Origin of the sequence: Amycolatopsis thailandensis, assembly GCF_002234405.1 — a bacterium.
Taxonomy (GTDB): Bacteria; Actinomycetota; Actinomycetes; order Mycobacteriales; family Pseudonocardiaceae; genus Amycolatopsis; species Amycolatopsis thailandensis.
On record NZ_NMQT01000078.1, the window covers coordinates 16,550 to 38,818 of the forward strand.

Genomic DNA, 22,269 nt, shown 5'->3' on the forward strand with positions numbered 1-22,269 from the left:
ACGCCCTTCGACTGAGGAGATCAGGCCGCTTCGGCCTGGTTTTCGCCCGCCTCGGCCAGTTCGGCGAGGCCGGTGTGGACGTGGTCGGACATCGCAGCCACGGTGGGCCTGGCCCACAGGATGGTCGGCGGGAGGTCCAGCCCGTAGCGCCGCTGCAACCGCACCCGCAGCGCCACCGTCATCACCGAGTCGACACCGAGTTCGACCAGCGGCCGCTTCAGCTCGATGTCACCCGCCTCCAGGTTCAGCTCCGCCGCGACCTGTTCGCGGACGTCGCTGGTGACCTTTTCGCGAGTCTCCTCTTCGGACAGGTTCGCGAAGTCGACGCTGAACCCGTTGCCCGCGTTTCCTTCGGTGCTCTCGTCGACCACCGTGAGTTCGCGGAACATCGGCAGCTTCCGCTGGTGCGGCGGCGTCGGCAGCACCCGAAGCACCGCCTGGTAGTCGGACGAGAACCGGTCGCCGAACGCCCACGCCCGGAACGCCTCCGCCGCGGAAACGGCTTCCAGGCCACGAGAGTTCGCTTCGAGCATCGTCGTCGCGATGTCCTGCGACAGACCGACACCGCGCCACGCCGTCCAGCCGAGGCTGATGGTGTCGTTGGTGCCGCCGGAGTTGCGGTGCGTGGCCAGCGCGTCGAGGAACGAGTTGGCCGCCGCGTAGCTCGCCTGCCCGGAAAGGCGGGCGAACTGACCGCACGAGGAGAACAGGACGAAGAAGTCGAGCGACCCCGCCGGGAACAGCCGGTGCAGCACCAGCGCACCCCCGACCTTCGGCGCGAACACGTCGCGCAGCCCTTCCTGGTCGACCTTGTCCACCAGCGCGTCGTTGACCACACCGGCGGCGTGGATGACACCGGTCACCGGCGGGAGGCCCAGCGCGCCCGGCTCCAGCGCCGACGCGACCGCGTCCTCGTCGGTGATGTCGAGCGCCAGCACGCCGACCGTGACGCCCAGCGCTTCGAGCCCGAGGACGCTGTCGATCTGGTGCCGCACGTCCGGGTCGGTCACCGAAGGCCATTCCTTGCGCGGCGGCAGGCCACGGCGGCCCGCCAGCAGCAGGCGGCGGGCGCCGCGGTCGACCAGCCAGCGAGCGACCTCGAGCCCCAGCCCGCCGAGACCACCGGTGATCAGCACCGTGCCCGAAGGCGAGCAGTGCAGCGGGGAACCGTCCGCGCTGCGGGTGATCTGGCTCAACCGGGCCACTTCCGCACCCGCGCCGGTCAGCGAGATGACGTCCTCGTCACCGGCCGGGCCGCGGAAGACCTCGATCAGCCGCGCACCGAGGTCCGGCGCCGCGGGGTGCTCGACGTCGATCGTGCCGCCCCACAGTTCCGGGTGCTCTCCGGCGATGACGCGGCCGACACCCCACAACGGGCCGTGCGCGACGGAACGTTCGTCGGCGCCCTGGCGGACGGAGCCGGTCAGCGCCCAGATCCGCTGGGCCGCGACCTCGCCCTTCGACGTCGACCGCAGTTCCGCGATCCGCTGCGCGGTGCGGACGAGCGACCACGTCGCGCGTTCGGTCGCGTCCTCCAGGCGCTCGCCTTCCGCCGCCAGCGAAGGCGCGACGACGACCGCGCCCGGGTTCGCGAACAGTCCGGCCGTGAGGTCGAGCGGTTCGCCGTCGGCGGCGACCTCGACCGCGGTGGCCGTGACCCCCGCGGCGGTGAACTGCTCCACCAGCGTGCCGGTGGTGGCGGGCGAGCCGACCACGACGATCTGGTCGAGGTCCGAGGCCAGGGTGGCCTCGGGAAGCTCGTGCCAGGTGATCTCGTGCACCAGGTCGCGCGGCAGGACCGCGGTGCCCAGGTGCTCGACGGCCGCGAACTTCAGGCCGATGACCTCGCTGATGATGTCGCCGTCCTCATTGGCGACCAGCACGTCGACGGTGTCTTCCGGCGACTTCGGCGAACGCGTGGCGTGCACGATGATCCGCGCGGGCGGCTCGCCCTTCCACGCCACCTTCTCGATGCCGCGCGACATCCACAGCACGGTGGCGTGGCCGGGCGAGACCACCATCGCGCTGATCGTGAGCGCGGCGTCGATCACGTGCGCCCAGCTGGTGGCCAGCTTCGCGGGCGGCGCGACGCAGTCCATCAGCGCGAGCTGCTCGACGTCGTCGTAGTACAGCTCGCTCATGTCCCACGGGAACGCGTAGCCCTCGACACCCATCCGGCCGAACATCTCGTCGGCCTTGGTGAGCGAACCGGACGGCAGGCGGTCGCGGATCGTGGCGAAGTCGATCCGGCCCTCCGGCGCCTTCGCGCCGGTGTCGATCGTCGCGGTGGTGTGCGTGATCCACTCGTCGTCCTCGGCGCTGGTGTCGTCCGCGATCCGGGTGGCCAGCGCGAGCGACCGGCCCTCCTTGACGATCTGGACGATCCGGGCGGGCTGCACGGCGAGCGGGGTGCGCAGCACGATGTCGGTCAGCGCCGGCGCGATCTCTTCCTCCGCCGCGAGGGCGAACGTGTTGATGATCGACGCCGCCGGGGTGACCTCCACGCCGACCAGGCCGTGGCTCTGCGGGTACGGACGGCTGTCCATGTCGAGCCGGGTCTGCCAGACCTGCCGGGACGGGGCGCCGGACACGGTCATCCGGCCGCCCAGCAGGCTGTGGCTCTCCGGGTCGTGCCCGCTGCCGAGACCCGCCGAACCGGCGTTCTCGGGGAAGATCCAATAAGGACGGTGCTGCCACGCGGCCGCCGGGATGCCCAGCAGCTCACCCTCCGGGAAGTCGCGCGTCCAGTCGATCTCGACGCCCTGGACGTGCAGCTTGGCGAGGTTGTGCAGCAGGGTGCCGACCTCGTCGGTGTCGCGCCGCAAGGTGGCGCAGCCCGCGAGGTCGTCGATGCCGAGGCTCTCGGCGGTCTCGATGATGGAGTGCGAGACGACCGGATGCGACGAGATCTCGACGAACACCCGGTGCCCGTCCTCGAACGCGGCCGTGACCGCTTCGGCGAAGCGGACGGGGTTGCGCAGGTTGCCGGCCCAGTAGTCGCCGTCGCGGGCGTCACCGGAGCGCGGGTCGGTCAGCGCGGTGCTGTAGAGGCTGACCGAAGGCGTCCGCGGGTTGAGCTGCCGGGCCGCGGCCGCGACCTCTTCGAGCACCGCGTCCACGTGGGTGCTGTGGAAGGCGATGTCGGTGTCGACGACCCGCATGTCGATGCCCTCTTCACGCCAGCGCGTGACGAGTTCCGCGATCGCGCCCTTGTCGCCGGAGACGACTGTCGACGTCGGGCTGGCGGAGATCGCCGCGACGAGGTCGGGGCGGTCACCCAGCTTGGCTTGGACGTCGGCGAAGGACAGGCTCGCCAGCACCATGCCGCCGTCACCCTCCAGCCGTTGCAGCGCGGCCGCGCGGCGGCAGGCGAAGCGGGCGGCTTCGAGCACGTCGAGCGTCCCGGCGGCCACCGCGGCGGCGATCTCGCCGACCGAATGCCCGATGATCGCGCCCGGCTTGACACCCCGGCTGCGCCACACCTCGGCGAGACCGACCTGCATGGCGAAGGTCAGCGCCTGGACGTGCGCGGCGGTCCAGGGACCGCCGTCGAGGATCGCTTCGCGCGGCGTCCAGCCGAGTTCCTCCTGGTACACCCCCGCCAGCGAGTCGATCGTGGCGGCGAATCCGGTGTGCTCGGCGAGCAGCTGGCGGCCCATGCCGGACCACTGTGAACCGTGCCCGGAGAAGACCCACACCGCGCCGTCACTCTGCTCGCCCGCCCGGGCCAGCAGGATGCCCGGAGCGGGTTCGTCGACGGCGATCGCGCGGAGCCGCTCGGCCAGCTGCCTGGTGGAGGCGGCGATGACCGTGCCCCGCTGTGGAAGGTGCGAACGCCGCTGCGAAAGCGTGTACCCGATCGACGAAAGGGACGCCCCGGGGTTCGCGTCGATCCAGTCCGCGACCGAACCGGCCAGCCCGCGAAGACCCGCCTCCGACATGGCGGAGATCGGGAAGACCTTCCGCGTGCCGTCGTCGCCGTCCTTGCGTGCCTGGGTTTCCGCCGCCACGGGGCCCTCTTCGAGGACGACGTGGGCGATGGTGCCGCCGACGCCGTAGCTGGAGACACCGGCACGGCGCGTGGCGCCGCCCGCCGGCCACGGGGTGTTCTCGCCGACCAGTTTCAGGCCGGAGTCCGGAGCCGAGATGGCGTCGTTGGGCTCGGTGTGCAGGCTCGGCGGGATCTGCTCGTTGCGCAGCGCCAGCACGGTCTTGATCACCCCGGTGATGCCGGAACCGCCCTCGACGTGCCCGATGTTGGGCTTCACCGAGCCGACCAGGCAGGGGTTCTCCGCCGACCGCACGGCACCGATGACGGCGGCGAGCGCCTCCACCTCTTCACCGTCACCGGTCGGGGTGCCGGTGCCGTGCGCCTCGATGTAGTCCACAGTGGACGGATCGACACCCGCCCGCTGGTAGACCTCGCGCAGCATCTGGGCCTGCGCGTCGGCGTTCGGCGCCATCATGCCCTCGGAGCGGCCGTCCTGGAAGACGCCGCTGCCGCGGATCACGGCCTGGATCGGGTCGCCGTCGCGGACCGCCTCCGAAAGAAGCTTCAGCACGATGACGCCGGCGCCCTCACCGCGGCCGTAGCCGTCGGCGTTCTTGTCGAAGGCCTTGCTGGTGCCGTCCGGCGACATCGCGCCCGCGCCTTCCAGCGCGACGTTCAGCGCCGGGGTGGCCATGATGTTGACGCCACCGACGAGCGCGATGGACGTCTCGCCGGCACGCAGGCTCTGCGCCGCGATGTGCAGGGCCGTCAGCGAGCCCGCGCAGGCGGTGTCGACGGCCATACTCGGGCCGCGGACGTCGAGGAAGTAGGAAACGCGGTTCGCGATCCCGTAGAACGTCGTGCCGTTGACCGCGTACGCGCCGGTGAGGGGGATGTCCTCCAGCAGGCGGCGGCCGTAGTCGTTCGAGTTCGCGGCGACGAACACCCCGGCGTCGGAGTCGCGCAGCGAAAGCGGCGGGACACCCGCGTCCGCCAGCGCCTCCCAGGCCAGTTCGAGGATGAATCGCTGCTGGGGGTCGAGGAAGTCCGCCTCACGCGGGGAAATGCCGAAGAAGTCGGCATCGAATCCCTCGATGTCGTCGAGGAAGGAACCACGGATCGTGGTCCCCCTCAGGATGGCCGTGGCCTGGGGACTGCCCGCGGCGTAAGCCTTCCACCGCTTCTCGGGCATGTCGCTGACGGTGCTCTTGCCATCTGCGAGGAATTCCCAGAATTTCTCCGGTGAGTCGAGGTCTGGAGCGAACCTGCAACTCATTCCGATGATCGCAATGGCTTCGTCGGGTGCTTTGTACTCGCTCAAGTCCTCGCTCCTCGAATAGGTCGCCCGATCGGAGACAACACACAATTCCGGCGCGTCTATGTAGGGGAAAGCTTCGGCCCTGACAACCGTCTTCGGCATCTCCTCGACTGCTTGCGCGTGATCCTCGAGCGATCCCCGAGTGCGAGCGCAAGGTTCGAGACGCTCCCGCTCGCGGCCCGTGGGAGTGTCCGATCGGGCCCCATAGCGAGGAGGAGTCATGCCGGCATCAGCGGGTCGGTCGACCGGGACGGGAGTCGTGCGGTGGCCGAGAAGTGTCGCGGACCGCTATTTCGCCGAGGGCTGCTGGGAAGGCCGGTCGCTGGGGACGCAGCTGACCGCAGCCGCACGCAAGTACCCGGACGAGGTCTGTCTTGTCGACGGGGAGACGCGGCTGACCTTCGGTGAGCTGCTGGCGAAGGCCGACGGCGCGGCGATCCGGATGAGCGCGGCGGGTATCGGCGCCGACGACCGGGTCGTCATCCGGTTGCCGAACTGCTGGGAGTTCGTCGTCACCACGGTCGCCTGTCTACGGCTCGGCGCCGTCCCGGTGTGGACGGTGCCGCGGCTCGGCGAGCACGAGCTCAGGGGCATCCTCGCCAAAGCGGAGGCGAGCGCGATCATCGTTCCGGATGTCCACAAAGGATTCGACCATCAGGCGCTCGCCCGCGAAGTCCTGCCGGACGGACTCGTGTTCGTGATGGGCGAGGACGTCCATCCGGGCAACATCGACCTCCGGGCGCTGTTCGTCGCGGACGAACCCGCCGAAGTCTCGCGAGCACTCGACGCGGCCGCCCCGAACGGCGACGCCGTCGCGACCTTCCTGCTCTCCGGCGGGACGATCGGCGGGCCGAAGCTGATTCCGCGCAGCGGCAACGACTTGAGCTACATGATCAAGACCGCTTCGGAGATCTGCCGGTTCGGTCCGGGCACCTCGTATCTGGCGGTACTGCCGCTGGGGCAAGGAGCCGGCACCGGGCCGGGGTTCCTGGGCGCGCTGCTGTCCGGTGGCCGGGTCGTCATCGCGCCGTCCTCCGCCCCGCACCAGGCGTTGCCGCTGATCGAACGCGAGCGGATCACCGCGACGTCCGCGGTGCCGGCGATCCTGCGTCGCTGGATCGAGTACCTGGACTCGGAACCGGGGATCGATCTGTCGACTTTGGAGATGATCCAGATCGGCTCGGCCGAGCTCTATCCGTCGCTGGCGGCGCGAGTCCGGCCGAAGCTCGGCTGTACGTTGCAGCAGGTCTTCGAAGTGGGTGAAGGACTTCTGTGCCTGACAAGGCTCGACGATCCGGACGAGCTGATCCTGCACACCCGGGGAAAGCCGATCTCGCCGCATGACGAGCTCCGCCTCGTCGACGACGAAGGTTCGCCGGTGGCCCCGGGCGAGCCGGGCATCCTGCTGGTCCGCGGCCCGTACACGGCTCGCGGCTATTACCGATCCCCCGAGCTGAACGCGCGATCGTTCGCCGACGGCTGGTATGACACCGGCGAAATCGTCCGGCTGACGCCCGAGGGCTACCTCGTGGTTTCCGAGCGAGAGAAGAAGGCGCTGCGAGCGAACATCGCTTCACACCTTGAGGTCCGGCTCCCCGACGCCGCCTGAACCCGCAATCGGGAAGAGGCCGGACGCCCTCGAAGACGATTACCGTCATTGCCGAGGGAAGGGCCGTTCCCCGGACCGGAGGTCGCATTCCGTGGCACACCACGATATCCCACCCCGGCTGCCGATCCCCGGACGCGGAGCCGTGGCACTGCCCGAACTCGCCGGAACGCTCAGCGTCCGCGACCGTGACCTCGCGGACGCTGAGCGGGACTTCGGCGGCCACGTCCACCGGCGGCCGCTCGCCGTCGCTTTCCCGGGCACCGCGGTCGACGTGGCTGCGCTCGTCCGCTTCGGCCGGACGCACCGGATCCCGGTCGTGGCCCGCGGCGGCGGAAACTCCGTCGACGGCCAGGCCCTGGTCAGCGGCGGGATCGTCATCGACATGTCGACGCTCGGCGGGGTCCGCCCCTTCGACCCGGACCGGATCAGTGTGGACGCCGGCGCACGCTGGCGCGCCGTCGTCGACGCGACGCTGCGCACCGGCACTGTCCCGCCGGTACTCCCGGACTATCTGGAGCTTTCCGTCGGTGGTTTGCTGTCCACCGGCGGTTTCGGCGGCGCGAGCCACCGGTTCGGCTCGCAGGCCGACAACGTCCACGACCTCGACGTCGTCACCCCCGACGGCGAATTGGTGACCTGTTCGCCCACCGGCAACGCGGACCTGTTCGACGCCGTGCGCGGAACGCAGGGACGGCACGGGATCATCACGCGCGCCACCGTCGCGCTGACCCGTGCGCCTTCGAAGGTCCGGCGGCATCGCCTGACCTATCACGATCTCGGCGCGTATCTCGGCGATCAGCGGCGCCTGGTGGACGAACTCCGCTTCGACCATGTCGACGGTCAAGCACAGTTCGCGGACGGACGCTGGCGTTTCGTCCTGGAGGCGGTTTCCTCACAGCCGCAACCGATCGACGACCTCCGGCACGATTCCGCCGAGATCGTCGAGGCGACCTACCGGGAGTTCGTCGACCGGATCCGGCCGATCGAGGCGCAACTGCGGTCGGCCGGCTCGTGGTATCACCCGCATCCGAGGGCGAACGTCCTGCTTCCCGGCACTCACGCCGAAAAGGTGCTCGGCGACGCTTTGGCGGGCCTGACGCCCGATCTGCTCGGCGTCGGCGGGAGCGTGCTGCTCTATCTGTTCCCGACGGCGCGGGTCGCCGCGCCCCACGTCCCGAAGGCGCGCGATCGGTACACCGTGCTGTTCGGTGTCCAGCGGACCGCGCCGCCCGGAGATCTCGCGACGCTGCGACGGATGCGCGAGGCCAACGCCGCCTTGCACGCGACCGCGCGTCGTCTCGGCGGCGCGAGCTACGCCTACCCCTTGGACGCCACGGCCGCCCAGGCCGCCTGAACCGCGGCGACCCCGCGATCGACGTCCGCTGCCGTGGTGGTCCAGTTGGACAGCGAGATCCGCATGAGCCGCTGACCGTGCCAGGTGGTCGCGCCCATCCAGCACTCGCCGGACCGCTGCACGGCTTCGACCACGCGGTCCGTTTCGGCGCCGAAGCTCACGAGAACCTGGTTCAACACCACATCGTTCACGACGGTGACGCCTTCGATCGCTTCGAGCCGTTCGGCGAACCGGCGGGCCAGCGCGCAGCAGCGGTCGACCATCTCGGCGATCCCGGTGCGGCCCAGCTCGCCGATCGCCGCCCACGTCGCGAACCCCCTCGCCCGGCGAGAGGACTCCGGCACGAAGTCGCCCGGCGCCCGCATGCCGCCGTCACCCTGGCCGGTCAGGTAAGCGGCCGTCATCGACATCGCGGCCCGATGCGACTCGGGGTGGGCGCAGAAGGCGTAACCACTGTCGTAGGGGACGTTGAGCCACTTGTGGCCGTCGACCGCCCAGGAGTCGGCCCGTTCCACTCCCGCCATCAGAGGACGAAACGCGGGGCTGGCGGCCGCCCAGAGCCCGAAGGCGCCGTCGACGTGGACCCAAGCGCCATGCTCGTGGGCGATCCGGATCGCGGCGGCGAAGTCGTCAAAGGCTCCGCTGTTCACGTTGCCTGCCTGAAGGCAAACGATTGCGGGCCCATCGAGAACTCGCTCGAGATCGGCGACGTCGATGGCGCCCTGCGCGTTCGCGCGCACCGGCTCGACCGCGTCGGTGCCCAGGCCGAGGAGCCGCAGCGAGCGGTCGATCGTCGCGTGACGCTCCTCGCCCGCGATGACCCGGAGCGGCGGCGCGCCGGGCAACCCTCGGCGCTCGACGTCCCATCCGGCCTGAGCCAGTACGTGATGACGGGCGGCGGCCAGGCCGACGGTGTTCGCGCCCTGTCCGCCGGTCACGAAGCCGAAGGAGGCCGTGGGCGGCAGGCCGAGGAGATCCTTGAGCCATTCGCCCGCCACCTCCTCGACGATCGCGGCGGCCGGAGACGTGGCCATGTTGAACGCGGGCTGATCCCAGCCGGTCGCCAGCATGTCGGCCGCCGTCGCGGCGTCGAGCGCGCCACCGGTCACGAAGCCGAAGTACCGCGGCCCGGTGGACGCCACCAGCGCGGGCTCGACGGCGTCGGCCAGCCGCCGGACCACGTCGGCGGGCGGGGCGGGCGTCTCGGGCAGAGCGCCGAGCTTCTCCCGGACACCGGCCGTGTCGTCCGGGAAGACCGGCGCTTCGGCCACGCTTTCGCGGTAGTCGGCCACCCGGGCGGCGACCTCGGCCAGCAGACCTCGCAACTCACTCATCCGACGGCTCTCTTTCGATCGTCGCGAACCAGGCGGGAGCGCCGTTCTCATCGTGGAACCTCGTACGGACGCGCTCCTTCTCGATGCTTTTCACCCGCCATCCTTCACCGAAGGGGGCTGTCAGCGCCTCACGTTTTACGGGGTGCGGCCCGGTGTTCTCGCCTTCGTCGCTGAAGCACAGGATGTACAGCGTTCCCTCGGCGACCGCTTCGAGGCTCTTGACGTACTGGACGCGCTCCTCGGCGTCGAAGGCGTGGAAGAGCCCGCAGTCGACCACGGTGTCGAATCGGCGATGGAGCCGCTCCAGGTGGAGCGCGTCCGCCGTCACGAACTCGGCGTCGAGACCTCTGTGCGCGGCCTTCTCGCGTGCGGCCCTGAGGGCGGTCTCGGCGACGTCGACGCCCAGCACTCGGAGCCCACGGGACGCGAGGTGGAGCGCGTTCTCGCCGGATCCGCAGCCCGCGTCCAGGACCGTGCCGGTGAACCTTCCCGCCGCCCTGACGAAAGCGGGCTGAGGTCCGCCGAAGTCCCAGGGAGCCGGGCCTTCGTGGTACGAGGCGTCCCAGGGCAGGCCGGTCATGCGCTCATGACTGGTCGGCGTCCTGCCGCTGAAGGGATCCTCGGTTCGCTGCGGCATGTGGCCTCCGTTCGGCTCGAGGACTCAACCGCCGCCCTCATTTACCTGAGCGCGTGAATGCTGGCGCACCTGAGACCAACGTGGCGATCCTGAAGGTAGCGAAGGCCTCTTTCACTACCTTCAGGGTAGGCAAGGAGGCCTTCACGGACCTGCCCCGCAACGGCCGCTGCCAGAATGCGGAACAGGCATGGCACAAGTGGCGTGACCAGGTCCTCATGTGACCTTGGGAAACCTTGTTTGACCTGCGGCGGAATGCTTCGGTACCGTGTGGCGTTAGCACTCTTGTCGGCTGAGTGCCAATGCACGAAGGAGCAGCAGTGCCCACCTACCAATACGCCTGCAAGGAATGCGACCACGCTTTCGAGGCCGTGCAGTCGTTCTCCGACGCGAGCTTGACCGTGTGCCCGCAGTGCTCGGGCCCGCTTCGCAAGGTCTTCAGCTCGGTCGGCGTGGTCTTCAAGGGCAGCGGGTTCTACCGCAACGATTCGCGCGACTCGAAGGCCAACACGACTTCGAGCTCGTCGTCGTCCAAGTCCGAGACCAAGACCGAGAGCAAGTCGGAGTCGAAGACCGAGTCGAAGTCGGAGACGAAGAGCTCGGCATCCTCCTCCACGGGTACGACGAAAACGGCCGCCGCCGCTTCCTGACGTCCCGAGTTGTCCACAGGCCCCCGGTTATCCACAGCCGGGGGTTTTCGTTCTTTCCAGGGCGTGGCACCGGCCCCTAGCGTCGAGATCATCACCGATCGACGAGGGGGAATCCCGTGTTCCACTATCTGCCCGTCCTGCGAAGACTCAGCGGCAGGCCCGCAAGGCTGCTCCGCCGCTGGCTCGCACTGTCTCTGCTGCTCAGCGGCCTGGTCGCGCTCTTCCTTCCCGCGTCCGCACGCGGTGCGCCCGGCACCGCGACCGTGGTCTCCGCCCGCGACCTCCCGGCCGGGTCGGTGCTGCGTGCCGGGGACCTCAAGCTTGTCGACCTCCCGGAAGACGTCCGTCCACAGGGGGCCACCGGCCAGGCGGCCGCTGTGGAAGGACGGATGCTCGTCGGGGCGGCGCGGGCGGGTGAGCCGCTGACTGACGTCCGCCTGCTGGACGCGGCCATCCCCGGATCGGGTGATCCCGAGACTTCGACCGTCCCGGTGAGGCTCGCCGACGCCGGTGTGGCCGAGCTGCTCAGGCCGGGCCTGCGGGTCGACGTCGTCGCGGCCGCTGAGGCGGGACGAGAGGCGTCTGTGCTGGCCAGCATGGCCGTGGTGGCGGCCGTCGGCGAGCAGGGCACTCGCGACCCGAAGGCCTCCGGCGCCGGGAGCAAGGGACCTTTGGTGCTGCTTTCGCTGCCGTCCGCGATCGCGACACGGGTCGCGGCCACTTCGCTGGAACGGTCCTTAACGGTTACCCTCCGCTAGCTCGCGCCTGCCCGGTGGCGGCGGGCGCCTGCGTCCCCCCGGTACGGAAAAAAGGGACGGTCGGCGAACCGTCCCAGGTGAAGAGGAGAGCGTCTTGCTCAAGGGTTTCAAGGACTTCCTGATGCGCGGGAACGTCGTCGACCTCGCGGTCGCGGTGGTCATCGGCGCGGCGTTCACGGCGATCGTCACGGCTTTCACGAACGGCCTGATCAAACCGCTGATCAACACCATCGGTGGTTCGGACGCCGCCAAGGGGCTGGGGTTCAACATCCTCAGCGCGAACGACGCCACGTTCCTCGACTTCGGTGGCGTGATCAACGCCGCGATCAACTTCGTGCTGGTCGCCGGTGTCGTCTACTTCGTGATCGTGCTGCCGGTCAAGCACGTCCAGGAGCGGCGCAAGCGCGGTGAAGAGGCGGGCCCGGCGGAGCCGACCGACGTCGAACTGCTCACCGAGATCCGCGACCTGCTGCGCGCGCAGCAGAACCGCCAGGGCTGACCCGGATCACCGGTCGTGATGAGGCGGCCGGTTCTCCAGGTACCACGAGTCGGAGTCCGGGGTGCGCTGCCCCGGCTCTCGCTCGTCGGAGGTCGTGTCGGGCAGGACGTCGCCGAAGATCTCGTCGACCCGGCGTTTGGACGCCGCGGCGGGGCGCTTGTCTTCGTCTTCACCTGGCATGACGTCCATTTTGGCACCGGTCGCGGGGTCCGCCCGCCGGTGGGACCATCAGCGCATGGGCATTGTCGACAAAGCGAAGGAACTGGCCGCGCAGGCCGTTCACAAAGCGGAAGAGGTCGCGGGCGAAGTCCGCGAGAAGGCCGGGCCGCTGGCCGAGAAGGCGGGCGACGTCGCGGCCAAGGGCGTCACGGTCGCTTCGGCCGGGGCGAACAAGGTCACCGGCGGCCGGTTCGAGGACAAGATCGGCCAGGTCACCGAAAAAGTGGAAGGAGTACTCCACCAGGACAAGAAGGACGAGCCCGGGCCGGAGCCCGGACCCGCCGCCAAGAGCTAGGCCTCTTCGAGCCCGGACAGCTCGTCGATCACGTACGGCACGAGCGACGAGAGCGTCGCCATGCCGTCGCGGACGGCCGCGCGCGAACCCGCGAGGTTGACCACCAGCGTGCTGCCGGAGACGCCGACGAGCCCGCGGGAGATGCCCGCGTCCACCGCGCCGGCGGCCAGTCCGGACGCGCGCAGCGCTTCGCCGATGCCCGGGATCGGGCGGTCGAGCACACCGGCCGTCGCGTCGGGCGTGCGGTCGCGCGGGGAGACCCCGGTGCCGCCGACGGTGATCACCAGGTCGGCGCCGCCGATCACCGCGGTGTTGAGCGCGTTGCGGATCGCGGCTGTCTCGGCCTCGACCACCACGACACCGTCGACGATGAACCCGGCCTCTTCGAGCAGCTCCGTGACCAGCGGTCCCGTGTTGTCCTCGTGTTCGCCGTGGGCGACCCTGTCGTCCACGATGACCACCAGTGCGCGGCCCAGCCGTTGTGCGCTCCGTTCCATAGGCACACCGTATCCGGTTTCGGCTGATCTTCGCTGCCGCGGGTGCCGCCCTAGTTGTGACGATTCCCTGACGTGAGCCGCCGATCCGGGGCCGCGGGCGAAGATCGCCCCTAGCGTCGGGGAAGTGCGAACACTGGTAACCGGCGGGGCCGGGTTCATCGGCTCCCACATCGCCGATCTGCTGTCCGATCAGGGTCACGAGGTCGTCGTCCTCGACAACCTCCTGCGCACCGCGCACGGTTCGTCGCGCCCGCCCGGGTACACCGGCCGCCACCGGTTCCTGCGTGGTGACGTCACCGACACGGAACTGGTCGCCGAACTGCTGGACGGTGTCGACGCGGTCTGCCATCAGGCGGCCGTCGTCGGCCACGGCGTCGACCCGTCCGACGCGCCGTCGTACGCGCTGAACAACGACTACGGGACAGCCGTGCTGCTCGCCGCGATGCACCGGGCCGGAATCCGGAAACTGGTGCTCGCGTCGTCGATGGTCGTCTACGGCGAGGGCCGCTACGAATGCCCCATCCACGGGATCGTCCCGCCGTCACCGCGAAAGCAGTCCGATGTGGACGCCGGATGCTTCGAGCCCGCGTGCCCGGCGTGCGGCGCCGAACTCGACTGGCGGCTGGTCCCCGAGGACGCGCCGCTGCGGCCACGAAGCACGTACGCGGCCACCAAGCTCGCGCAGGAACATCTGGCGGCGGCGTGGGCGCGGCAGACGGGCGGGACGGTCTGGGCCATGCGCTACCACAACGTCTACGGACCCCGGATGCCGCAAAACACGCCGTACGCCGGTGTCGCGTCGCTGTTCCGGTCGTCGCTGCTGCGCGGCGAGGCACCCATCGTGCTGGAGGACGGCAAGCAGCAGCGGGACTTCGTGCACGTCCACGACGTCGCGAGGGCGAACGTCCTGGCACTGACCACCGACGGCCCCGAAGGCGACCTGACCCCGCTGAACATCTGTTCCGGCCAGCCGCACTCCGTCGGCGAACTCGCCGTGGAACTCGCGAAGGCCTGCGACGGCCCGGCTCCGAAGATCGCCGGAGGCGCCCGGCCCGCCGACGTCCGGCACGTCGTCGCCGACCCCGGCCGCGCCGGACGGCTGCTCGGTTTCACCGCGCGAACCGGTTTCGCCGAAGGCATCGCCGGGTTCGCCACCGCTGAGCTGCGGGAACCGGTCGCTTCCTGAAACCGGGAACAGACTCCGCCCCCGGCCGGTTGTCGTTCCCGGCAACGGAATCGACTTTTTTGGGGGTTTTGGTGGGCATCACCGTCGGAGACATCGAGATCGAAGCGCTCGGGGACGGCCTGATCCGGCTGCCGCTCGCGTTCTTCCCGGGTCTCGACCCCGAAGCCCACCCGGACGTCTTCGACGAGGACGGCACCGTGCACGTCCCGACCGGCGCGTACCTGATCCGCGGCGACGGCCGCACGATCCTCGTCGACACCGGTCTCGGCCCGCGCGAATTCGCCTTCCCCAAGGGGATGACACCCGCCAAGGGCGATCCCACCCCGCCGATGGGCACGGGCGGCGACCTCGCGGCAGCGCTGGACAAGGCGGGCTGCCCGGTCGAAGAGATCGACACCGTCTTCCTCACCCACCTGCACAACGACCACATCGGCTGGATCGCCCCCGAAGGCGACCTGACCTTCCCCAGCGCTCAGGTCGTCTTCGGACAGCTCGACTGGGAAGCCCTGATCGAGCCCGCCGGGACGGGCGATTGGCCCCGCGTCGGCATGGAGACCGCCCGTGGCGCGGGCCTGACCGAGGCGATCAGCGGCGACGTCGTCGAGATCGCGCCCGGGATCGTCGCGAGACACGCCCCCGGCCACACGCCGGGGCACTACGTCCTCGACATCACCGCGGACGACGAGCGCCTGCTGCTGCTCGGCGACGTCCTGCACACGCCCGCGCAACTGACGGACACGCGAGTGGGTTTCCTCGGCGACGTCGACCCGGACCAAGCGCTCCGCACCCGGCAACGCTTCCTCGCCGAAGCCGAAGAGACCGGCGCGCTCATCGCGCCCGCCCACTTCCCGGACATGGGTTTCCTGCGCCTCTAAGGCATCGCCAGCGGCAGCCGGACCTCGAAGCGGCAGCCCGGACCGTGGTTCCGGACGCCGATGCGGCCGCGATGGGCCTCGACGAGGCCTTTCGCGATCGCCAGCCCGAGTCCGCCGCCGCTCGCCAGCCCGCCGCGTTCGGGCGTCCGCGCCGGTGTCCCGCGGAACGCGACGTCGAAGACGCGGCCGATCTCGTCGTCGGGGATCCCGCCGCAGCCGTCGGAGACCGCCAGCAGCGCCTCGCCGCCTTCGATCCCGATCTGCACCGCGACCGTCCCGTCCGGCGGGGTGTGCCGCACGGCGTTGGACACCAGGTTGCGCACGATCCGCGCCAGCTCCGGATCACTGCCGGAAACGACCGGCCAGACGGTGGCCTGCTCGATCATCCGCACGCGTTTCTGCTGCGCGAGCGGGGCCTGCGCGGCGACGGCGTCGCTCACGACGTCGCGCAGCGGCACGGCGGCCATGGTCAGTTCCAGCGCGCCCGCGGTGATCCGCGACAGCTCGAACAGGTCGCCGACCATGCCGGACAACCGCGTGGTCTCGCCGCTGATCCGCCGCGCGTACCCGGTGACCTCGATCGGTTCGGCGACGACGCCGTCGGCGACGGCCTCGGCCATCGCCTGGATCCCGGCCAGCGGGCTGCGCAGGTCGTGGCTAATCCACGCGACGAGTTCGCGCCGCGACGCCTCCGCCGCGCGCTCCCGTTCCCGTGCCTCCCGCTCCCACACGCTGCGGCGCGCGATCATGCGGCCGAGCACGAGCGCGGCCGGCACGGTCACCAGCGCGACCAGCACGCAGACCAGCGCCATCGTGGTCAGCGCGGGGGTGAACATGAACCCGCTGATCCCGAGCACCGCGATCAGCGTCGCGAACACGGGGATGAGCACGAGCATCGTCATCGTGCTGGCCAGCGAACCGCGTCTGAGCAGGTACAACGCCAGGACGCCGAGCAGCACCACCGGCACCGCGAACATCAGCGCGAACGGCAGGATGTGCCAGGCGTGCGTCAGCATCTCGCCGAGCGACTCCCCGGAGCCGATCACGGCCGCACCGGGTCGTACCGGTAACCGACGCCCCACACGGTGGCGACGCGGACGGGTTTGGCCGGATTCCGCTCGATCTTCTCCCGCAGCCGTCGCACGTGGACGGTCACGGTCGACTGGTCGCCGAAGTCCCAGCCCCAGACCTTCTCCAGCAGATCGGCGCGGGAGAACGCCACCCCGGGATGGGTGAGGAAGAACGCGAGCAGGTCGAATTCCCGGCTCGTCAAGGGAAGTTCGACGCCGCCGAGGGTCGCCTGCCGCGCGGTCATCTGCAACGAGAGGTTCCCGTCGGTGATCAGCCGCGCCGCCGGTTCCGGCCGCGGCATCCGCGCCCGCCGCAGGACCGACGCCACGCGCAACGCGAGTTCCTTGGGGCTGAAAGGTTTCGTGACGTAGTCGTCGGCGCCGAGCTGGAGTCCGGCGATCCGGTTCTCCTCCTCGCCGAGCGCGGTCAGCATGACGACCGGCACCTGGCTCACCTGCCGCAGCCGACGGCAGACTTCGAGCCCGTTGAGGCCGGGCATCATGACGTCGAGGACCACGAGGTCCGGGCCGGTCGCCGAAAACAGCCGCAGCCCCTCGGTGCCGTCCCCGGCGACGTCGACGTCGAAGCCCGCGACCTCCAGGTAGCGCCGGACGACGTCCCGCACGGTCTCGTCGTCGTCGACCACGAGCACGCGGCCCTGCTCTGTCATACGGTCCACCTCACCAGCTCGTCAGCACCAGATGGTTCACCACCAGCGCCGTGCCCGCCGACGCGGCGAGCCACCAGCGCCGCCCCTTCGACGGCAGCAGCGCCACCGCGGGCAGCAGCCACACCTCGAACGGTAGCCAGATGCGTTCGACCTCCGCCTTCGACAGGCCGGAAAGGTCGGCGAAAGCGATCGTCAGCGCCGCGGCCAGCACGATCAGGGTGATCGGGTCGCGCAACGACCGTTTCGGCTCGGCGAGGAACGCCGCCCCGGTCCGTCGCGTCCCGGCGATCACGGCCGGGCCGATCGCGATCAGCACCGCCGCGATATCCGCCCACACCCAGTAGGAGTACGGGCGCAGCGTCGCGATCCCCTGGTAGTAGCGCTCGACCACCAGGTGATACCCGTCGAGCCACCAGAACCCGCTCAGCGCGAACGCCACGACGACCACCGCGACGCCCGTCAGGGCGAGGAGCAGGATCCGCCACTCGCGGGTCAGCACGACGACGGCCAGCACGATCACGCCCAGCAGCACGAGACCGTAGGAGAGGAAGAGCCCGAACCCGAGCAGCAGACCACCGGGGAGCGCGAGGATCCGCCGCCGGGTGGCGAGCGCCAGCAGCGCGATGCCGGTCGCCGTCACCCCGGCGAACAGCCCGTCCGCGGAGACGCCGATCCAGATCGCGCCCGGGGTCAGGACGGCGAACGGCAGGACCGTTCGCGCGGCGTCCTGCCTGCCCAGCGCGGAGAGCGTCACCGGCACCGCGACCACGGCCAGGCAGCCGACGAGCACGACGAACGTCGAAGCCCAGGCTCCGCCGTGCAGGCCGAGCCTGTCGAGCCAGACGAAGACCAGCGTCGCGCCCGGCGGATGCCCGGAGACGTGCGTCGTCCACGAGTCCGGCTGGTAGTCCAAGATGCGCGAGGAGAACTCGCTCAGCATCTTCGGGATGTCGGTGATCCCCGGTACCTCGTGCAGGTACTCGTGTTCGGTGGTGAGCCTGCCGGTGAACCCGCGTGCCCAGCCGTCGATCATCGCCAGCGAAAACGTCCACGCCAGCGCCGTCACGTACCCGAGCGCGAGCAGCGGACGCCAGCGCAGCCGCGCGGCGAGCAAGGGACCTTTGGTGACGACGAGGAGCGCGAGCACGACGGCGGCGACCGAACCCGGCCCCACATGCGGCAGCCACAGCCCGAACAGCGGCGGCGCGAAGGCGTAGATCACCACGCCGGAGCCGGGACGGTTGTAGTAGAGGCCGACCGCGATCGCGGCGGCGACCACGAGCATCGCCAGCCCGACGGCGATCAGATCGGCCCGGCGGCCCGTGCGGGAGGGGGCGGTGACAGTGGACATCACCGGCACCATAACCGCGTTCCCGCCGCCCGGCGGCCTGGATCCACGGTCCGTCAGAACTCGGTAAGAACTTCACCGACGTCATGATTCGGTAAGCACGCCAAGGGTTTTCGTCCGTCCAACTCGGACTTAACGTGCGATGGGTGAACGATGACCAGGTTGACGTCGTGCTTCCTTGCCTCGACGAGGCCGGTGCCCTCCCGGGGGTGCTGGCGGCCCTGCCCGCACGCTATCGGGCGATCGTGGTCGACAACGGATCGAGCGACGGTTCCGCCGAAATCGCGGCCGCGCTCGGGGCGAAAGTCGTCCACGAACCCCGCCGCGGCTACGGCGCCGCCGTGCACACCGGGCTGGAGGCGGCCACGGCGGACGTCGTGTGTTTCGCCGACGCCGACGGTTCGCTCGACCTCGCCGAACTGCCGATGCTGGTACGCGGACTCGCCGACGCGGAACTGGCTGTCGGACGTCGGGTGCCGACCGGTCCCGGAGTCTGGCCGTGGCACGCGAGAGCGGGCAACGCGCTGATCTCGTCCCTCCTGCGGCGCAAGGGATCGCCGGTCCACGACATCGCGCCGCTGCGGGCCGTCCGGCGGCGGGCGCTGCTCGATCTCGCCGTCACCGACCGCGCCTTCGGCTACCCGCTCGAGCTGCTGATCAAGGCACGGCGCGCGGGCTGGCGGATCGCCGAGTTCGACGTCACCTACGGCGAGCGCGCCAAGGGAACGAAGTCGAAGGTCTCCGGCTCGCTGCGCGGAACGCTGCGCGCGGCAAGGGATTTCGGGCGGGTGCTGAGCCGATGACCTTCTGCCTGTTGATCGTCGCCAAGGCGCCCGTGCCCGGTTTCGCGAAAACGCGGCTCTGCCCGCCGGCGACGCCGGAACAAGCCGCCGAGATCGCCGCCGCCTCGCTGCTCGACACCCTCGACGCCGCCCTACTGACCCCGAACGCACGCGTGGTCGTCGCCCTGACCGGCGACCTCGACAAAGCCGCTCACGGCAGGGAAATCGCCACCGCACTCCGGAGAACAGAGGTGATCCCCCAGCGCGGCGACGGTTTCGACGTCCGCCTGGCCAACGCGCACGCCGACGCTCCCCGCCCCGGGGAATCGGTGCTGCAAATCGGGATGGACACCCCGCAGGTCACGCCGGCCTTGCTGGCCGAGGCCGCGAACCGGCTCGAAGACGCCGTCCTCGGACCGGCGGAAGACGGCGGCTGGTGGGCGCTCGGGCTCAAAGATCCCCTGCACGCCAAGGCTCTCGCCGGGGTCCCGATGTCCCGCGACGACACCGGCCGCCAGACGTTGCGCGCGCTCGCCGACGTCGGCCTGAACCCCGGGATCCTGCCCACCCTGTCCGATGTGGACACGATCGCGGACGCGCGCCGGGTCGCGGCCCTCGAACCGGCGAGCCGGTTCGCCCGAGCGGTCGCCGAAGTCCGGTGACCGCCTTCGACCGTGGCCTGCTAGGCCACCGCTGCTGGCTGGAACTGGCGACCGGGGAACGCGTCGACCTGCCGGTGGACCGCTGGACGGCCATCCCGTGCGACGGCGACGACGTCCTCCTCGACGCCTGTGACGGCCCGACCCTCGACGTCGGCTGCGGCCCCGGCAGGCTCACCGCCGCGCTGTCCGAACGCGGTGTCGCCTCGCTCGGCGTCGACATCTCGGCCACCGCCGTGCGGCTCACCCACGCCCGGGGCGCCGCCGCGCTCCACCGGGACGTCTTCGACCGGCTTCCCGGCGAAGGACGCTGGCGGCACATCCTGCTCGCCGACGGGAACATCGGCATCGGCGGCGACCCGCTCCGGTTGCTCGCGCGGATGGCGGAACTCGTCGGTGACGGCGGCACGGTGCTCGTCGAACTCGATCCGCCCGGACGCGGTATCCGCCAGGACCGGGTCCGCCTGCGCCCAGGCAGCGACGACACCGGCAGCGCCTGGTTCACCTGGGCCTGGGTCGGCGTCGAGGCGATCGCGGAACTCGCCGCCCGCACCGCGTTCCGGGTCGTCTGGGCCATCCGCCGCGACCACCGCTGGTTCGCCTGCCTGGAGAAAGCATGAACAAGACCTCGGAGCGGGTGACGTCCCGGATCGGGCTCGCCCTCGCCGTCACCTTCACCCTGTGCTTCATCACCGGCCTGCTCAGTCATCTGATCCAGCATCCGCCGTCGTGGTTCGGCTGGCCGAGCCGCCCGGTCTGGCTGTACCGGGTCACGCAGGGCACGCACGTGATCTCCGGGATCGCGTCGATTCCCTTGCTGCTGGCCAAACTCTGGAGCGTCTACCCGAAGCTGTTCGAGCGGCCGGTGATCCGTTCCCTGCCGCACGCGCTCGAACGCCTGTCGATCCTGGTGCTGTCCGCGGCCGCGTTCTTCGAACTCGTCACCGGCCTGTTCAACGTCGCGCAGAATTACCCGTGGAACTTCTACTTCCCGCAGCTGCACTACGCCGTCGCGTGGGTGGCGATCGGCTCGATCCTGGTGCACGTCGCGGTGAAGCTCCCGATCGTCCGCCGCTCGGTCACCCAGGCGCCCGAACCTTCGCGACGCGCCTTCCTCCGCACGACCTGGCTGTCCGCCGGGGTCGCCGTCGTGGCGACGGCCGGGGCCACGGTTCCGTTGTTGCGTAACGTTTCCGGGCTGTCCTGGCGCAGCGACAAGGGACCGCAGGGCTTGCCGGTGAACCGGACCGCCGAGGCGGCCGGCGTCCTGGGCACGGCGAGAGATCCGAGCTGGCGGCTGTCCGTGGTGACGCCGAAGGGCACGAAGACCTACTCGCTGGACGAACTCCGCGCCCTCCCTCGTACCTCCGCCGAGCTGCCGATCGCGTGCGTCGAAGGCTGGAGCCAGTCGGCGCGGTGGAGCGGTGTCTCGCTGCCGGAGTTGCTGCGGCACGCCGGAAGCACGCCGGGAACGCCGGTCCGCGTGTTCTCGCTGGAGAAGGCCGGGCCGTACGGCGTCAGCGACCTCCCCGGCGAGCACACCGCCGACGAACTCACCCTGCTGGCGCTGGAACTCAACGGCGAAGTCCTCGACGCCGACCACGGCTTCCCGTGCCGGATCATCGCCCCGAACCGCCCAGGCGTCCTGCAGACGAAATGGGTCGACCGGTTGGAGACGCTGTGAAGACGTTGCGGCTGCTGCTGTTCCTGCCCGGGCTCGGCGCGCTCGCCTGGGGCGCGACGTTGTTCGCCGAGTACGCCTTCCCACTGCGCCCGGACGTCTTCGGGACACTCGGCTGGCTCGCCGGCGGCCCACTGGTACACGACCTGCTGATCGCGCCACTCGTCGGCGTCGCGGGATTCGCGCTGAGCAGGTTCCTCCCGGCACGCTGGACGACCCCGGTCAAGACTGGCGCCGTCCTCACCGGTGTCCTGACCCTGATCGCGTTCCCGTTGCTGTGGCGGCCTTTCGGCGGCGCCCGGAACCCCGGGCTGCACGACGCCGACACCGTCACCGGCCTGCTCGCCACGCTCGCCGTCGTCTGGCTCGGCGTCCTCGTGGCCGCGCTCGTCCCGCGAAAAGCGCGCGGTTGAGGGACAAGGTCAGGGTGGTCGTGAGTGGCGATTCGAGTTAGGGCCAACCGTGACTTGAGTACCTACGGTCCGGCGTTTTCGCGTGACCGTACGGACGACACACGTGACTGGGTGGACGGCTCGCGTGATCAGACGGACGACACGCGGCGCCAGCCGAGTCCCCGTCGCGTGTCGTCCGTCCAGTCAGGCGTGTCGTCCGTCTGCTCACGTGTGTCGTCCGTCCGGTCACAGGTGCCGTCCATCCGGTCACGCGAGCGAGGCAATGGTGTCGTGTTCGACCGCTCGCGTGCCTGCCGGGGCACCTGGCCGAGCGCGGCGGCCTTCACGGACCCGGGCGCGGTGAAAGAGGTCGTGAGTGGCAATTCGGGTTAGAACACGAATCGCCACTCACGACCACCCGACCCGACGCGCTCTCGTGGGCGACAG

The 22,269-nt window shown here is 70.3% G+C and carries 21 protein-coding genes; 13 read left to right on the top strand and 8 right to left on the bottom strand.

The features are described from left to right. Positions 1-20: 20 nt before the first annotated feature. Positions 21-5,357 carry a type I polyketide synthase gene (locus CFP71_RS22380; protein ID WP_341866899.1) on the bottom strand — a complete coding sequence of 1,779 codons (5,337 nt, stop codon included), beginning with the start codon at positions 5,355-5,357 and terminating at the stop codon, positions 21-23. Positions 5,358-5,529: 172 nt separating this feature from the next. On the opposite strand from CFP71_RS22380, the gene CFP71_RS22385 reads away from it, so the two are divergent. Together CFP71_RS22385 and CFP71_RS22390 are read left to right on the top strand one after the other, a co-directional pair. Then, entirely contained in the window at positions 5,530-6,918 is a 1,389-nt protein-coding gene (locus CFP71_RS22385; RefSeq protein WP_244199788.1) for an AMP-binding protein, read from the top strand. 91 nt (positions 6,919-7,009) lie between these two features. Then, on the top strand, positions 7,010-8,272 hold the full coding sequence (locus CFP71_RS22390; RefSeq protein ID WP_093935902.1) for an FAD-binding protein: 1,263 nt from the start codon (positions 7,010-7,012) through the stop codon (positions 8,270-8,272). Here the strand turns inward: CFP71_RS22390 and CFP71_RS22395 are convergent. Together CFP71_RS22395 and CFP71_RS22400 are read right to left on the bottom strand one after the other, a co-directional pair. Then, positions 8,236-9,606: a pyridoxal phosphate-dependent decarboxylase family protein gene (locus CFP71_RS22395; RefSeq protein ID WP_093935903.1), complete on the bottom strand. Its 1,371-nt coding sequence runs from the start codon at positions 9,604-9,606 to the stop codon at positions 8,236-8,238. The genes CFP71_RS22390 and CFP71_RS22395 overlap by 37 nt on opposite strands. Next, positions 9,599-10,243 carry a class I SAM-dependent methyltransferase gene (locus CFP71_RS22400; protein WP_093935904.1) on the bottom strand — a complete coding sequence of 215 codons (645 nt, stop codon included), beginning with the start codon at positions 10,241-10,243 and terminating at the stop codon, positions 9,599-9,601. The genes CFP71_RS22395 and CFP71_RS22400 overlap by 8 nt, the downstream gene beginning before the upstream one ends. A 317-nt stretch (positions 10,244-10,560) precedes the next feature. Between CFP71_RS22400 and CFP71_RS22405 the strand changes: the two genes are divergently transcribed. The 3 genes from CFP71_RS22405 to mscL all read left to right on the top strand — a co-directional run bounded on the left by CFP71_RS22405 (position 10,561) and on the right by mscL (position 12,147). Continuing rightward, positions 10,561-10,890, top strand: coding sequence for an FmdB family zinc ribbon protein (locus CFP71_RS22405; RefSeq protein ID WP_093935905.1), 330 nt, complete (start codon positions 10,561-10,563; stop codon positions 10,888-10,890). 116 nt (positions 10,891-11,006) lie between these two features. Further along, complete coding sequence (locus CFP71_RS22410; RefSeq protein ID WP_093935906.1) at positions 11,007-11,648, top strand: SAF domain-containing protein; 642 nt, start codon at positions 11,007-11,009, stop codon at positions 11,646-11,648. 94 nt (positions 11,649-11,742) lie between these two features. After that, positions 11,743-12,147, top strand: a complete 405-nt coding sequence (gene mscL, locus CFP71_RS22415; RefSeq protein WP_093935907.1) for a large-conductance mechanosensitive channel protein MscL — start codon at positions 11,743-11,745, stop codon at positions 12,145-12,147. 6 nt (positions 12,148-12,153) lie between these two features. Here mscL and CFP71_RS22420 read toward each other — a convergent pair whose 3' ends face one another. Continuing rightward, positions 12,154-12,327 carry a hypothetical protein gene (locus CFP71_RS22420; RefSeq protein WP_208636013.1) on the bottom strand — a complete coding sequence of 58 codons (174 nt, stop codon included), beginning with the start codon at positions 12,325-12,327 and terminating at the stop codon, positions 12,154-12,156. Positions 12,328-12,382: 55 nt separating this feature from the next. Here CFP71_RS22420 and CFP71_RS22425 point away from each other — a divergent pair, with 55 nt between their 5' ends. Continuing rightward, positions 12,383-12,661 (top strand): Rv0909 family putative TA system antitoxin, encoded by a 279-nt coding sequence (locus tag CFP71_RS22425; protein WP_093935909.1) that lies wholly within the window; start codon positions 12,383-12,385, stop codon positions 12,659-12,661. Here CFP71_RS22425 and CFP71_RS22430 read toward each other — a convergent pair. Further along, positions 12,658-13,158: a MogA/MoaB family molybdenum cofactor biosynthesis protein gene (locus CFP71_RS22430; protein WP_005155592.1), complete on the bottom strand. Its 501-nt coding sequence runs from the start codon at positions 13,156-13,158 to the stop codon at positions 12,658-12,660. The two genes, CFP71_RS22425 and CFP71_RS22430, sit on opposite strands and share 4 nt — an antisense overlap. 124 nt (positions 13,159-13,282) lie before the next feature. On the opposite strand from CFP71_RS22430, the gene CFP71_RS22435 reads away from it, so the two are divergent. Then, positions 13,283-14,344, top strand: coding sequence for an NAD-dependent epimerase/dehydratase family protein (locus tag CFP71_RS22435; RefSeq protein WP_093935910.1), 1,062 nt, complete (start codon positions 13,283-13,285; stop codon positions 14,342-14,344). A gap of 71 nt (positions 14,345-14,415) precedes the next feature. Then, positions 14,416-15,219: an MBL fold metallo-hydrolase gene (locus CFP71_RS22440; protein ID WP_093935911.1), complete on the top strand. Its 804-nt coding sequence runs from the start codon at positions 14,416-14,418 to the stop codon at positions 15,217-15,219. Here the strand turns inward: CFP71_RS22440 and CFP71_RS22445 are convergent. From CFP71_RS22445 to CFP71_RS22455, 3 genes are read right to left on the bottom strand one after another with little or no spacing between them, the layout of a single operon-like run. Further along, positions 15,216-16,265 (bottom strand): sensor histidine kinase, encoded by a 1,050-nt coding sequence (locus CFP71_RS22445; protein WP_093935912.1) that lies wholly within the window; start codon positions 16,263-16,265, stop codon positions 15,216-15,218. The genes CFP71_RS22440 and CFP71_RS22445 overlap by 4 nt on opposite strands. Next, positions 16,262-16,960, bottom strand: a complete 699-nt coding sequence (locus CFP71_RS22450) for a response regulator transcription factor (protein WP_093935921.1) — start codon at positions 16,958-16,960, stop codon at positions 16,262-16,264. Before CFP71_RS22450 ends, CFP71_RS22445 begins: the two co-directional genes overlap by 4 nt. 10 nt (positions 16,961-16,970) lie before the next feature. Beyond that, positions 16,971-18,323: a hypothetical protein gene (locus tag CFP71_RS22455; protein ID WP_093935913.1), complete on the bottom strand. Its 1,353-nt coding sequence runs from the start codon at positions 18,321-18,323 to the stop codon at positions 16,971-16,973. 131 nt (positions 18,324-18,454) lie between these two features. On the opposite strand from CFP71_RS22455, the gene CFP71_RS22460 reads away from it, so the two are divergent. The 5 genes from CFP71_RS22460 to CFP71_RS22480 are packed head-to-tail and all read left to right on the top strand — an operon-like array spanning position 18,455 to position 21,843. Further along, entirely contained in the window at positions 18,455-19,111 is a 657-nt protein-coding gene (locus CFP71_RS22460) for a glycosyltransferase family 2 protein (RefSeq protein WP_093935914.1), read from the top strand. After that, positions 19,108-19,752 carry a TIGR04282 family arsenosugar biosynthesis glycosyltransferase gene (locus CFP71_RS22465; RefSeq protein ID WP_093935915.1) on the top strand — a complete coding sequence of 215 codons (645 nt, stop codon included), beginning with the start codon at positions 19,108-19,110 and terminating at the stop codon, positions 19,750-19,752. Before CFP71_RS22460 ends, CFP71_RS22465 begins: the two co-directional genes overlap by 4 nt. Continuing rightward, on the top strand, positions 19,749-20,369 hold the full coding sequence (locus CFP71_RS22470) for a methyltransferase domain-containing protein (protein ID WP_093935916.1): 621 nt from the start codon (positions 19,749-19,751) through the stop codon (positions 20,367-20,369). The genes CFP71_RS22465 and CFP71_RS22470 overlap by 4 nt, the downstream gene beginning before the upstream one ends. Continuing rightward, complete coding sequence (locus CFP71_RS22475; protein WP_093935917.1) at positions 20,366-21,433, top strand: molybdopterin-dependent oxidoreductase; 1,068 nt, start codon at positions 20,366-20,368, stop codon at positions 21,431-21,433. The genes CFP71_RS22470 and CFP71_RS22475 overlap by 4 nt, the downstream gene beginning before the upstream one ends. Next, complete coding sequence (locus tag CFP71_RS22480) at positions 21,430-21,843, top strand: hypothetical protein (protein WP_093935918.1); 414 nt, start codon at positions 21,430-21,432, stop codon at positions 21,841-21,843. Before CFP71_RS22475 ends, CFP71_RS22480 begins: the two co-directional genes overlap by 4 nt. Positions 21,844-22,269: the final 426 nt, after the last annotated feature.